Here is a 14036-nt window from a genome sequence, read left to right on the forward strand (position 1 = left end):
GGAAGGAGGAATTGGCAATGAAAAATGTGAATGTGTCCAAAATTGTATGGACAATTATTATGGCAGCCTTCGGCATGATGTCGCTGCTCCCATTCTTGTGGATGCTGACCACCTCATTCAAACCGGAAGCTGATGTATTCAACTTTCCAATTGAATGGATTCCAACGAAGTGGCATCTGATCGAAAATTACAAACAAGTGTGGACAGGAGGGTTTCTCCGGTATTACACGAACTCCATATACATTACTTTAACGACAACCGTGATCAATGTATTCGTATGTGCACTGGCAGCGTTCGGCTTCTCAAAACTGCGTTTCCGAGGCAGAGATACGATGTTCCTTCTTGTTCTTGCCTTATATATGGTGCCTCCACAAGCTTCGTTGGTACCGCAATTTTTATTGTTTAACTGGTTGAACCTCATCGATACGCATATTGGTCTTATTCTTATTAACAGCTTTAGTATTATTGGAGCGTTTATGCTCAGACAATTTTTTATGGGCGTAAATAATGAATATATGGAATCAGCGCGCATGGATGGTGCAGGCCATTTCCGTTCCTTTTTTCAAATTGCGCTGCCGCTCATTCGTCCGGGTCTAGCGACCTACGCGATTCTGCGATTTATATGGACATGGAATGATTACCAGTATCCGCTTATCTTTTTGAAGTCTAAGGATTTATTTACGATTCAGCTGGGCATTAGGCTTTTTGGAGACCAATATGGTGATATTTATTCCCTTATGATGGCTGGCGCTGTATCAGCGATCGTTCCTTTGCTTATTATTTTTGCGATTGGTCAAAAACAGGTTATCGAAGGCATTTCTCTTGGCGGTGTAAAAGGGTAACAAAGTCAAAATAGTTTCTCTTCAGTAAAATATGGGAACTTCGAATCAGAAATGAACGTGGTAGGATTTGTTTGTAGACGTTTTCATAACTAGTCGTGTTATAAATATTAGGAGGGTTACGATGAAAAAGAGATTATCGATGATGTTATTGGGGTTAGCAGTATTCGCATCGGCTTGTTCCGGAGGCAATAATGGTGGAAATTCAAATGCTGGCGGCGCGACAAACGCGACTAATGCTCCAAAAGAGCCAGCAGCAGAGCAAGTAACACTGAAGCTAAGCACGTGGCAAACGGACGGCAAGGCGAAGTGGACGGAAGTTATTTCGGCTTTTGAAGAAAAACATCCGAATATTAAGGTAGAACTTGACCTCTTAAATGAAAAAGGTGATTCCATTGCTTCCATGCAAAAGCTGGATCTAATGGCTGCATCCAATGATCAGCTTGATATTATCGAATTGCCTTACACGAACTATTCACAGCGCGCCGATATTGGATTGCTGGAGCCTTTGGATAGCTATATCGAAAAGGATGGCTATAAATACGAAGACGAGTACCTGGTAGACACGAAGGTAAACGATAAAATTTACGCTCTGCCATCCTCCATGCAGCGTTGGTTCGTGCTTTTAAATAAAGAAATGCTCGACGAGGCTGGATTGCCCGTTCCAACGGACTGGACTTGGAAAGAGTTTATGGAATATGCGCAAAAACTAACGAAGGGCGAAGGAACAACGAAACGTTATGGAGCTTATTTGCATAACTGGCCGGATTACTTCCAATTGCAAATGATGAGCAAGCCTTCGGAAAATACATTCCTGAAAGCGGATGGCACTTCCAATGCGACGGATCCTGTGCTTAAAGCAAACTTGGAAATGATGAAAAAAATGATGTACGAAGACAAGAGCGCTAATATGTACGAGGATATTATTTCGCAAAAGCTTGCTTACCGCAACCAATATTTCAACGGTCTAGCTGCAATGCTGCCGATGGGTGACTGGATGGTAGCTGAATCCGGAGGTACGGATGCCATTCCAGCTAATTTCGTAACTGCATTCGCACCGCTTCCGAAATTGGATGGCGAAAGCAAACACTATTCTCCAGTACAACCGACTTATATGGGAGTAGCAGCGAAATCGAAAAACAAAGAAGCAGCTTATACCTTTGTAAGATGGTATACCTCTGAAGGTCTTGCTGTCAGCGGCCGTGTATTCTCCGGCTGGGCGAAGTCTGATTCCAGCAAGCTTATCGATACCATTGTGGCGGCTGCAAAAGATCCTTCAAAAATCGATGTAGAGTCATTGAAATATACGATGAGCACTACGGTTCCAGGAAATGCGCCAGTACCTGCCAAATATGCAGATGAAGCGAAAAATACAGTTATTCCAGAAGCGGAATTGTATATCTTAGGCAAACAAGACGTGGATACAACAATTGCGAACATTGATAAAAATATCGCAGAGGTTGTTAAGAATAACGGAAATTAATGACGAGTTTTATTGAAATTGATCTTTCGTATTAAAGGGCTTACAATGTTTTGGGACAGAAAGAGCATCAATTTCTGTCCCTATTCTATTCAGATATGAGGCCTGCACTTGTGTTAATTCGACAAGATTCATTACGGATGAAATTAGTTTGGTCAGCATTGATTTGTTTTGTCATACCGCTAGCTGTTATTTACCTCGTAACCAACTATTTAACGAAAGATATTATTTTGGACAAAGTGGTCATGAATGCGGAAGACTCGCTCAAGGTTGCTAAATCAGAAATTAACAGCGTGTTTGAGCAGACATTGAATTTATCGAATTTTGTGTTAATGAACGCTGAAATACGTCAAATGCTGATGGTCAACAAAGCTGAATTAACGCTGCAGGAGCAAAAGCAGGAATATGCGGTTAATTTCAGTAAGCTGTCACGAATTTTGGATGATCTTTTTATTCAAAAAAATGATTTTCAAGTTACGATTTTAGGGGTGAAGGAACCCTTTTATACAAACTATTCACACAGTGATTTGAACCCGAGATTGTGGTATGAGAGAAAATGGTTTCATCAATTAAATGAGCTGCCGATATTTTCTACCTATTGGCTTGGCGAACAAATTCAAACGGAAAAGATGACGACAAATTACGTAACGATGGGAAGACCGATCAAGAAGACGGCAAGTATTCCAATTGGCTATATGATCGTTAATATAAATGAGCGCTTAATACGCCCCTATCTTACAACAAACGAAAATCAGGAAATGTTTTTGTTAGACTCAAACGGCGTCGTGATCTCGCAAGCGAACCCATCAAAAATAGGAGAAAAGCTGCTTTGGTGGAAGCCGGAGGGGATGGGTCGTACGATCGAAATCGAAAGAAAAAAATATGTGTATGTCGAGCAAAAATTAGAGAGCAACGATTGGCGAGTTGTTAGCCTTATTCCAATGTCTGCGGCCATTGATAAAAACAAACAGGTGTTGTTCGTTAGCTTCATCGTTCAAGCGTTGTTCTTCTCGTTATTTTTTGTGCTGTTGACGATCCGAATATCTGCATTAACGAAGCCTATTCGTGATTTAAGTGTGTTTGTTACGAAAATTGGACGTGGTCAGCTCGACGAGCGCAATAATATACGCGGGCATAATGAAGTCGGACATTTAGCGAAAACGATAGATTTTATGCTGGATCGCATTCAAGAGATGTTCGAGCAAATTACATTAGAGCAGGCGAAAAAACGAAAAGCGGAGCTTGAAATGCTTCAGGCTCAAATTAATCCGCATTTTATGTTTAACCTGCTCAATTCGATAAGGCTCAATATATTGATTCAAGGGGATCAGGAGAATGCGGAATTAATCAAATCGCTTTCCTCTTTATTGCGAATGACGATTAATCGGGATAATGAGTTTATTCCTCTGGAGGAAGAGGGAGACACCGTGCTCCATTATGTGAAGCTTATGAATTTCCGACATGCCAATCAAGTAAGAGTCGCTTATAACTTTGAGGCTGGCTGCGAGCAAGCATTGGTTCCGCGATTCATGATTCAACCGTTAATAGAGAATGCGATCATTCATGGATTCGAACAATTTGACGGTGAAATATTTATCGATGCGAACAAAGAGCATGACAATGGACGTGAGCTGCTTCGAATTGTGGTGCGAGATAACGGAATTGGAATGACTAAAGATAAGCTGAAAGAGCTTCAAGCGAAAAGTGAGGATATACGCGACCCGCAGGAAAGCGAAAATAAAAGCTTTTCGGGCATCGGCGTAAAAAATGTGTTTCAAAGGCTGCGGCTCGTTTATGGAGAGTATGTCAAAACCACAATTGAAAGCGAGTCAGGTGTCGGAACGAAGATAACATTAATATTCCCATTCGAGTGTAAGAGAGCAGGTGCGCAGCATGTTGACGGCAATTCTAGTGGATGATGATTATCCGGTAGTACGTTATCTCTCTCAAACTGTTTTGTGGCATGAACTTGATATCCATTTGATCGGCTGTTACTCAAACGGTCTTGAGGCCTGGGAGGCAGCATGCCAGAGTCCGCCCGATATTATACTAACCGATATTGGCATGCCAAAAATGAGCGGGCTTGAGATGCTTGAGAAGTTTTGTGAAATTAATCCAAAAGGCAGAGCCGTTGTCCTGTCCTGCCACAATGAATTTAAATATGCACAGCAAGCGCTGAAATTGAATGTGAAAGATTATATTTTGAAAGAAAGCTTGGATGTCGAGCAACTACAAGCCATATTGAAAAATATCGTAACCGATTTGCAATTAGAGAACAAAAAAGCGACGGATATGGTGTTGTACAAGCAAAAGAATCAATCCGCGTTTAAAGAAAAGTTTTTGAAAGACACCTTATTTCAATCCTATTGGACAAAGGAAGCATGGTTGGAGCAAGCGCGGACGAACGGTATTTCACTCGATGCCAAAAGCTATATTCCACTAGTCGTTATTATTGATCGCATGTCGACCGTTGCAAGCAACAGGAAGTTGAACGATTATACGATAGCGTTCTCCGTCGAAAACGTCTTGCACGACTTATTGGATGCTTCACGTTGGGTGACCTTTCGTTATAGCAATAAGCAGTTAGTTATTTTGTACGGCAGCAATGATCCAGCCAAAGAGCAGCAAGAGATTTATTATGCGATGCAGGAAGCTATTGCTGTGATCTACAAATATTTGAAAATATCCGTCTCCTGTATACAAGGAAGAGAAACGAGAGGGCCAAAAGAAATGCAAGGGGTCCTGCTTCCGATGCTGAAAGAGCCGGAGCATTGCTTTTATCTCAAAGAATCGGCAGTACACAATTTCGGAGTGGTGTCATTCTCCAAAGATGATATGTATACAGAGTATTCTCAATTGTTTGCGAGCATCAATCAAAGCATCGCTTTAAATGAACCAGACGAGCTGCGGAATACGATCTTGGCGTGGACGCATGAGGTTCGAGCAAGAAGGTTTCATCCAAGCAACGTAAAGGAATTAGTGCTGCAGCTGCTTATGGACCTGCAAATGAAAACAAAAGTTACACTGCAGTATCACCCATTCTTATCGGAAGAGAAGCTGTATGATGCGGTGAATGCGATTGAGACATTAGATCATTTGGAAGAATGGATGATCCAGCATTTGAATGAGTTATCCAGAAGGTTAAGTATATATGCGATCAGCTCTAAACGTACGGAAGTGATCAAGGCACAGCAATTTGTTGTGTCGCATGTAACGGAGAAAATGACGCTGGAGGATATGGCTAACCATTTGAACTTGAATTCCAGTTATTTTAGCCGCTTGTTTAAAAAAGAGACAAATCAAAATTTCATCGAATATGTCAATATGGTCAAGCTTCAGAAAGCGAAGGAGCTTCTCCAGCAATCCAGCAAAAGCGTTGAAGAGATTTCCGATTATTTGGGTTATGCCAACAAAAGTTATTTCATTAAGTTGTTCAAACGTGAGATGGGGATGAGACCTAGCGAATATTCGGTTTGGAGCAAAGGTCATTTTGAGTGAAACGGAGAGAGCTTTTATGGCAGCAACGAGAGAATTAGATCAAGTGAGATTACAATCGAAAGCAGATTTGCAGCAAGCGGTTAGCGAGGCCTTTGAACCGTTGAAGGAGCGATTCACTCCCGGATACGCTGGTTTGGATCTCGGTGCGACAGGAGCGATTCATAGTGAGGCTATTGCCTTGATGGAAGCTTTTGCGCGTCCATTATGGGGACTAGTTCCGCATGCCTGCGGCGGGGGAGAATCAGATCTGTGGCCGATGTATGTACAGGGCATCATTCACGGAACCGATCCGGATCATGAGGAGTATTGGGGTCATTTCGGAACGAAAGATCAGAGAATGGTAGAGCAATCTATTCTGGGCTTAGGACTCGCGCTTGCTCCCCATAAAATATGGGAACCGCTAACTGACAAGCAAAAAGACAATGTATACCGCTGGCTTAATCAAATAAATCTCGTTGATCGATCCAATCCGAATAACTGGCTGATGTTTACGGTGCTAGTGAATGTGGGCTTCCAAAAAGTGGGTTTGCCGCACGATCAAGACATAATGGACAACTACCTGGACACTATTGATTCCTATTACTTAAGCGACGGCTGGTATTCGGATGGGAAGACGGATCAGCGGGACTATTATATTCCGTTCGCCATGCATTATTATGGACTCCTCTATGCCAAGCTGATGGAGAAAGAGGATGCGGAACGTGCTGCGCGTTACCGTGAGCGCGCAAGTCTATTCGCTCAGGATTTCATACATTGGTTCGCGGAGGATGGAAGCAGCATCCCATTCGGGCGCAGCCTCACGTATCGTTTTGCACAAGTTTCTTTCTGGAGTGCGTTAGTATTTGCGGATGTGCTGCCTTTCTCCATAGGAGTGATGAAAGGCATTATTATGCGCCATTTGCGCTGGTGGTTCTCACAGCCGATCTTTACGCCTGATGGCTTGCTAAGTATTGGATATGCTTATCCGAATTTACTGATGGGCGAAGGCTACAATGCGCCAGGATCTCCTTATTGGTCGTATAAAGCATTTCTTATTTTAGCTTTGCCGGATGAGCATCCCTTCTGGCAGGCGGAGGAAGAGGCATTGCCTGAGCTCAAGCCGCTTGTCGCTCAGCCGCATGCACGTATGACTATAAGCCGCCCGGAAGGTCATAAGCATGTCATTGCCTATGGCTCAGGTCAAATGGCTAACTTCGATATGTCGCATAGCGCGGCAAAATATTCGAAATTTGCCTACTCGACTTTATTCGGCTTCAGCGTGCCAAAAGGTTACTACGGGCTTACGCAGGGGGCATATGATTCGACGCTTGCGCTAAGTGAATGCGATGAGCATTACCGTGTCCGGCGATTTTGTGAGGAGTTTCGAATTCAGGAGAAATCGGTCTACTCCCGCTGGCTGCCATGGCCAAATGTCGAGGTACAGACATGGATTATCCCGGCGGGCTTGTGGCATGTTCGTGTTCATCGAATCAAGGCGGAGCGCGAGCTTGATGTCGCCGAGGGCGGATTTGCGATTCAGACGTTGGCAGGAGACGCAAAGGAACAAGCTGATGTCCTAACGATAACGGGAGCCGTGCTGGCAAAAATGCCAGACGGGATGAGCGGAATGATTAACATTTCCGGCTTCGAACAAGCGATGATGGTTTATCCAGAGGCGAATACGAATGTGCTTAAGCCTCGAACGATGATACCAACGCTAACTGCTCGTTTGACACAAGGTGAGCATATACTCATATCCGCTGTCTTTGGTGCGACGAATAGCAAAGAGAACGAGCTGGAGTGGTTAAACCCTCCTAGTGTTGAGCGGGACAGCTCGAGGAAAATGATAATCGGGAATATAATTCATAATGACATTCTTCTGAGGTGATAAATAGTGATGTGGCAAACAGCAATTGACGATGCGATAGTTAAAGTGAAACAAAATATAGGTAAACATCCAGGCAAGCTGCCGCATATTTCGGAGGGGCAGCGTTATGAGTGGGGAGAGAATGATGACTGGATCGAAGGCTTTTATATTGGCATGATGTGGCTTGCCTATGAATCTAGTGAAGATGTTTTCTATAAGGAAGCAGCACAGTCCTTTTTGCCGAACTTTAAAGACCGGCTTGATCGCCATGTGGCACTCGATCATCATGATATTGGTTTCCTATATTCGTTGTCAGCCGTTGCAGAGTGGCGAGTGACAGGAAGCGAAGAGGCCCGGATGGTGGCGCTTGAAGCTGCTGAAAGGCTCTATTCACGCTGGCGGCCGAGGATAGGGATTATTCAAGCTTGGGGCAAAGAGGATGACCCGGAAAACGGGGGACGAATGATCATTGATTGTTTAATGAATCTTCCACTGTTGTTCTGGGCCTATGAACAGACAGGCGAACAAAAATATTATGATATTGCCTACAAACATGCTTGTGCCAGTCAAAAATTTCTAGTTCGTGGCGACCGATCATCGTATCATACGTTTTACTTCGATCCTAAGACGGGTCATGCGCTTCGAGGCGGGACTCATCAAGGTTATGAGGATGGCTCGACTTGGACAAGAGGGCAAGCCTGGGGCATTTATGGTTTTGCACTCGCATACCGCTATACAAAGGTTGCCGCTTTTTTGGAAACGTCCAAACGGCTGGCTCATTACTTCATTGAGCATTTGCCCGAGGATCATGTCGCTTATTGGGATTTTGATGTACCGATGGAATGGGACACGCCTCGTGACAGCTCAGCATCGGCTATTGCAGTATGCGGCATGTTAGAGCTGATGGAGCTGCTTGCTGAAGAGGATGCCGACCTTGCAATATTCGAGAAGGCCATTCATAGCAGCATGAATTCATTAGTTCAGCATTATGCAACAACAGATCTTCCGAATGCGGAGGGGCTGCTGAAGCATGGCTCTTATCATGTGCGGGGCGATCGCGCGCCGGATGATTATATGATTTGGGGCGATTATTATTATTTAGAAGCGTTAATCCGCATGAACAAAGGCATTAAAGGGTATTGGTAGCCTATGTAGATACTTTGAAACAAGCTTAGCTGAATGATCTTGTCCACCCCTATAAGAAGAGGCTGTCACTTTAGGTTTATAACCTTTAGCGGCAGCCTCTTTTCTGTGTAGGGTGTCAAGATTCATCTGCATCGCTAGTTTGGCAAAGAGGTTTAGCTGCATTTTTAGCAATAGGTAAAAATTATACGATATCAGTCAAATCTGTTCATTATAGCGAAGTTTGGTTTCTGTCTATAATAGTACAAAGTTTAATTGTAAGTGCTTACATAGAGGGAGGAGGCAAGGACAACGTGAAAGGGAAAAAGCTGTTATTCGTCGTATGCAGCATGCTTATTGTACTTATTGCAGGAGCATTATCGCTGGGTAACATGCCTGCTCTAAACCCTGCGGATAAGACTGCGTTTACGATCGATAATTACGATATATCGGAAAGTGAATTTCAAGCTTTTTTACAAAGCAACAAGGCTTTAACGACAAGTTATTTCAAGCGAACCTACAATGTAGATTATGAAAAGGATTTTTGGGCAGCATCGTTCAACGGTGAAAACCCGCTGGAGTATGCGAAGCAAAAAGCTATGGATGAGCTTGTGAAGGTGAAAATGGAGCAAATCATTTTGAAGGAGAATGGTATCCTCAGTGACATTTCTTACGAAGCGTTCTTGAAGAGCTATGATCAAGAAAATAAGGATAGAGCAAAAAAAGCAGCTAACAATCAGCCTATTTACGGCCCCAAGAAGTATGGGAAAGCAGAGTACTACTCCTATTATCAAAGCATGAACGTTCAGAAGCTCATCGATAAATGGACGAAGGAAGCGCAAAGTACGCTGCCCGACCAAGAGCTTAAACTTTATTATGACAAGGTGAAGCAGCAGTATTTTCACAAAGGGTATGAATTTGATTACGAGAAAATTTCCTTGGATAGCAAAGCGGGTATGAAGGAGGAGCTGACACTTAATCTGGCGGAAACCTCCAAAGAGGATACACTATCGCAAAATCTTTACACCCTATTTCTTGGCCTCTCGGAAGGTGAGTATAGCGATATCGATCAATCAGGCGAGGGAATGTATAGGTATAGGCTTCTAGCAAAGCGAGATAAAGGCATGGAAAAGTATGAGGATGTTAAGAACGCCGTCATTCAACTGCATGTGCAGGAGCGGCTAGAAGAAGAAGTGAGCATGCGTTTGAAACAGACGAAGATTGAATTTAATAAGGAGGTGTTTCCTAAAATAACGTTCATGTCGTAAGTCTATCAAAAATAATAGGAGGATGATTTTTTTGAAGCATTATATGCAGCAAAAGCTTGTATCCATGGTTCTATTAGTCGCACTCTTAACGACAATAGCGATTCCCGCTGTTTCAGCACAGGAAACGGGCGTACCGCTGGAGGACTCGCAGCCGCTTGCTATAGCAGAGCAGTCGGTAACAGGCTCGACATATTATGTCAGCAATGAGGGCAATGACGATAATGATGGCAAATCGGAGGATCAAGCTTGGGCATCGCTAGAGAAGGTTAATAGCGTAGGCTGGAAGCCTGGCGATCGCATTTTATTCAAGGCTGGCGATGTATGGAATGGCTCATTGAAGCTAAGAGGAATATCAGGTACCAAGGAAGCACCGATCATCTTCGATAAATATGGCAGTGATGATCCTTCAGTAAGACCGATCATTAACGGCAATGGAACAACAACGACTGAGAAATCAGCTATTATTCAAAATTATACTGGCGTGAAGGATAAAACATTATCCGCTACGATCGACGTTGTGGACGGCAGCTACCTGCAGTTTCACAACTTTGAATTAACGAATAAAAACCCTGACGTTGTCTCGCAGCGGGCAGGCATTAACATTAGAACAGCTTCAACCAATGTAACGGAATGGGAAGCTAACCCGCACCGAGGAATCGTAGTGAAGAACAACTATATCCACGATGTCGATGGCAACCCTACAGGCTGGAAGGTAGGCAGCGGCGGCATTCTGATCCTTGGCAATATTGAGGATGTGCTCGTTGAAGGAAATACGGTGGAGCGGGTCGATATTGAAGGCATTCGAAATGCGGGTCTTTACCGAGAAGGCGATACGAAAGCCAATTTCCCGAGAGTTCTGCGAAATGTAGTGTTCAATAATAACTATGTTGCCGATGTGCAGGGTGACGGCTTCGTTATGAGCAACGTGGGCAGCAACGGCAGAATGGAATATAATACGGTCGTCAGGCATTCGGCGAAAAATGTAGGCAACGTCAATTATGCCGGTCTATGGGTCATTGGCGTGAAGGATATGGTCATTCAATACAATGAAGTGTATGGCGGTATTTATGGCTACAATGATGGGCAGGCCTTTGACGTAGATATGTTTTGCGAAGGAACTCTCTATCAATATAACTACAGCCACAGCAACCGTGGTGGATTCATATTATTTATGAGCGGCTCAACAAACTCTCTCGTTCGCTATAATATTAGTGTAAATGATGGAGATGGTCGATATATATTCCATTATCTTCCTACTACACTTGGAGATGCTCCATTAATTCATAACAATACTTTCTTTACGGATGCGCAGGTGCAGACGAAGCTGATCAGCGATCCTGGAAAATACTTAAGAATGTACAATAATATCTTTTACTCCAAGGCGAATACAACGATTGGACAAGACCGCTTTGCTGGCGGCGAAGTGAAAAATAATATTTTTTATCCGGGCAGCGAGTACAAGGATTTGAAGCTGACTGGATTATCATTGGATCAAAACATGTTTGCAAGTCCGCAATTCGCAAGAGCGGGTGAAGAGCCAAAAGATATCATTAATGCGAGCCAAAGCACATTTGATGTAGAGAAATTGAACGGATACAAATTGCTGCCAGGCTCACCGGCAATCGATGCAGGGATGGATATGACAGCATTGACGCCATCGGTATGGGCTCCTGCAACAAAAGACTTCTTTAATAATGCGATCACATCTGCTGCTAAAGTGGATATTGGAGCGCATGAATATTCGGATGATGCGCCAAGCGAGCAGGCACCAGAGGTAATGCCGCAAACGATTGTCATTGACAAACCTGTGCTGGAGCTTCATGCAAAGCATAGAGGCGAGAAGATGACGGCTTCGGTTGGTCCAGACAACGCATGGTTTAAAGGAATCAAATGGTCGAGCAGCAATCCTGCAGTGGCCGCCATTAATGCGCAAGGATTTGTATCCCCGCTGCTTGAGGGTGAAACGATCATTACAGCTGAAAGCACTATTAATCCGAATGTGAAAGCTGAAGCGCGAGTCATAGTTCATGCGCCTTCAAAGGTTGTATCCTACCTTGTTGCTTCAGACGGAACGGAGTTATCAGAGGAGAAGACTACGCTGCAGCTAAGAATTGACGGCGTGACGGAGGATCAAAATGCGATTGAATATGCGGATTATCATCAAGTAGAGTATGCGACGAATAATGAGAATGTCGTTGTAGACTCGTTGACAGGCAAGCTTGAGGTGATCGGCGATCTAGCAGGTGTCACTGAGGTTGAGGTTTCTGCTAAGGTGCAGGAATACAAGGACTTGGTCTACTCGGAAAGCTTCGAGAACGGCTGGAATGACTTCCTGCCAGAGACCGGTACGAGTATTACGACGGGCAGCATTTCGGATAAGATCGCTTATCATGGCGATCAAAGTGCGCTATTTGTTGTTGGAAACGGCAGCAATGCCATTCAAAAGGTGTCTGGCGGCAAGCAGCAGGGCGTCGTATCGATGATGCTTTATGATGACGGCTCCGAAAGCTCGAAGACGCGGGTTGTCGCGCATGTCGGAAATGCAAGAAGCAGCCTGCTTGCAGGCATGGGCTTATTGTATGACGGCGGCACCTATGGGTCGCTGGAGTATTATTCAGTAAGGGCAAGCGGATCTTCAACCGCATGGGAAGCCACTCCGGTGAAACGAAGCGTCGGATGGCATGAACTGAAGTGGGATTACACATCAGGTACAGACTTAAAGATGTATATCGATGGGCAATTGGTGAAAACAACGACAGCGATTGCAAGCTTCGACAGAATCGTACTCGGTTATTTATGGGATAGTGCAAATGGACGTACATTTGCTTTCGACAATATTAAATATTCTTCTACGGGTGAATTAGTTTCATTGCCGACAAAAGCGCTGACTCTTCACGTAAAACAACCAGAGCCAAAGGCGCCAGCATGGGAAAACGCAGTAGTGACCGCTTCGAATGTGACGCAGACGGGAGTAACCTTAAACTGGACACCGGCTGTCGATGCGCCAAGCATCACAGAATATGCCATTTACAAGGATGGCGTCAAACTGGCGAGCGTTGCAGGCAGTGTGTATAGCTACCAAGTAAGCGGACTATCTGCGGATACGTCTTACACGTTCAAGATTGAAGCGGGCAACGCAGGCGGCAAGTGGAGTGAGGATGGTCCAAGTGTTATCGTGAAAACGAACGTGGATACATCATCACCCGGTGGTACACCTGGAGGCGGAACAACCAATCCTGATCCGGTGAATCCAGATGGAAAAGATCCTGAGAAACCGACAACGGACATTGTACTAACGGACATCGAAGGACACTGGGCATCGGATGCCATACAGCAAGCGATTAAGCTTAAATTTATTAATGGCTATACGGACAATTCCTTCCGTCCAAATGCAAGTGTAACGCGCGGAGAATTTGCTGCAATGCTGGCAAGAGCTCTGCATCTAGAAGAAAAAGGCGACGCTGATTTTGCAGATATCGACATGATTCCTGCATGGGCAAGACCTTATATTGCGAGTGTAGTGAACGCAGGTATCGCAAGCGGGTTCGAGGATAATACGTATCGTCCGGCTCAAGCGATTACGCGCGCAGAGGTGGCAGCTATGATCGTCCGTGCGAAGAAGCTGCCTCTAGAGAACAATGCCGAGCTATCGTTTAAAGATGCTGATCAAATCCCAAATTGGGCAAAACCTTTTGTGGCAGCAGCATATAAAGCGGGTCTACTTCAAGGAAGAGACGGCGGCATATTCGCTCCTGCGGATCAGGCAACAAGGGCAGAAGCGGTGACTTTAATTTTAGCATTGCTGAATAGCAAGTAGCTCGTTAAGGATCGGGAAGAGTGAAATACTTCCCGATTCCTTTTTTAGTTATTTATTATTTCATCAAGGGTGTAGGCTCATTCAGTACCGTCAAAATGCTGTTATAGATCTTGGTAGAGATGGACAATTTATAGATGAGGGCTTATTAGTGAATGCTGGCTCTAAG

The 14036-nt window shown here is 44.3% G+C and carries 8 protein-coding genes; all 8 read left to right on the plus strand.

What is annotated here, in order from left to right; all coding sequences use genetic code 11:
- Positions 1-17 precede the first annotated feature (17 nt).
- Positions 18-842 carry a carbohydrate ABC transporter permease gene (locus AC1DPK_RS21125; protein WP_339205323.1) on the plus strand — a complete coding sequence of 275 codons (825 nt, stop codon included), beginning with the start codon at positions 18-20 and terminating at the stop codon, positions 840-842.
- Positions 843-963: 121 nt separating this feature from the next.
- Positions 964-2322, plus strand: a complete 1359-nt coding sequence (locus AC1DPK_RS21130; RefSeq protein WP_076266158.1) for an ABC transporter substrate-binding protein — start codon at positions 964-966, stop codon at positions 2320-2322.
- Positions 2323-2432: 110 nt separating this feature from the next.
- Positions 2433-4238 carry a cache domain-containing sensor histidine kinase gene (locus tag AC1DPK_RS21135; protein WP_477511532.1) on the plus strand — a complete coding sequence of 602 codons (1806 nt, stop codon included), beginning with the start codon at positions 2433-2435 and terminating at the stop codon, positions 4236-4238.
- The gene (locus tag AC1DPK_RS21140) at positions 4213-5817 is read left to right on the plus strand and encodes a response regulator transcription factor (RefSeq protein WP_477511533.1); all 1605 of its coding nucleotides are present in this window, start codon (positions 4213-4215) and stop codon (positions 5815-5817) included. The genes AC1DPK_RS21135 and AC1DPK_RS21140 overlap by 26 nt, the downstream gene beginning before the upstream one ends.
- Before the next feature lie 16 nt (positions 5818-5833).
- A complete protein-coding gene (locus tag AC1DPK_RS21145; RefSeq protein WP_477511534.1) occupies positions 5834-7684 on the plus strand; it encodes a DUF2264 domain-containing protein in 1851 nt (616 codons plus the stop codon).
- Between the two features lie 9 nt (positions 7685-7693).
- A complete protein-coding gene (locus tag AC1DPK_RS21150; RefSeq protein ID WP_477511549.1) occupies positions 7694-8809 on the plus strand; it encodes a glycoside hydrolase family 88 protein in 1116 nt (371 codons plus the stop codon).
- A 290-nt stretch (positions 8810-9099) separates the two neighbouring features.
- Positions 9100-10053, plus strand: coding sequence for a hypothetical protein (locus AC1DPK_RS21155; RefSeq protein WP_477511535.1), 954 nt, complete (start codon positions 9100-9102; stop codon positions 10051-10053).
- A gap of 31 nt (positions 10054-10084) precedes the next feature.
- Positions 10085-13870, plus strand: coding sequence for an S-layer homology domain-containing protein (locus AC1DPK_RS21160; RefSeq protein ID WP_477511536.1), 3786 nt, complete (start codon positions 10085-10087; stop codon positions 13868-13870).
- Positions 13871-14036 lie beyond the last annotated feature (166 nt).

Source organism: Paenibacillus sp. 01T424, assembly GCF_056398745.1.

Coding starts and splice junctions, on each gene's coding strand:
- AC1DPK_RS21125 (WP_339205323.1), top strand. CDS start 18: ATGAAAAATGTGAATGTGTCCAAAATTGTATGGACAATTATTATGGCA.
- AC1DPK_RS21130 (WP_076266158.1), top strand. CDS start 964: ATGAAAAAGAGATTATCGATGATGTTATTGGGGTTAGCAGTATTCGCA.
- AC1DPK_RS21140 (WP_477511533.1), top strand. CDS start 4,213: ATGTTGACGGCAATTCTAGTGGATGATGATTATCCGGTAGTACGTTAT.
- AC1DPK_RS21145 (WP_477511534.1), top strand. CDS start 5,834: ATGGCAGCAACGAGAGAATTAGATCAAGTGAGATTACAATCGAAAGCA.
- AC1DPK_RS21150 (WP_477511549.1), top strand. CDS start 7,694: ATGTGGCAAACAGCAATTGACGATGCGATAGTTAAAGTGAAACAAAAT.